Annotated in this window: 1 protein-coding gene; it reads right to left on the reverse strand. The window is 46.2% G+C overall.

From position 1 onward, the window contains the following. On the reverse strand, positions 1-383 hold a 383-nt coding region (locus tag MWU84_RS24160; protein ID WP_246906618.1), incomplete at both ends, for a hypothetical protein.

A 383-nucleotide genomic window follows, 5' to 3' on the forward strand; every position in this document is an offset into this window, starting at 1 on the left:
TGCATTACCTGCCCGGAGACAGTACCATCAGCTATATTTTCCAATTGCACCGCATCATCGGCCAATTTAGCATTGGTCACCGCATCAGGGCCAAGTTTCGTTGTTACTATGGAAAGGTCCTCTACCTTAAAAGGATCCAAAGTAGTACCAACTCCGGTAATCGTTACCTGATCTGCCAAAACAGCGAAGCTGGACTTGTCCACCCAAACAACTGTACCAACCGCATCGGTAACCAAAACCTTATCGTTACCTCCACTTAATATGTTTTCTGTCTGAACCGCGTTATCGGCCAATTTAGCATTGGTAACCGCATCGGCCCCAAGTTTCGCTGTAACGATGGAAAGGTCTTCCACCTTAAAAGGATCTAAAGTAGTACCAACACC

Source organism: Arenibacter sp. F20364 (genome assembly GCF_023015905.1).
Classification (GTDB): Bacteria; Bacteroidota; Bacteroidia; order Flavobacteriales; family Flavobacteriaceae; genus Arenibacter.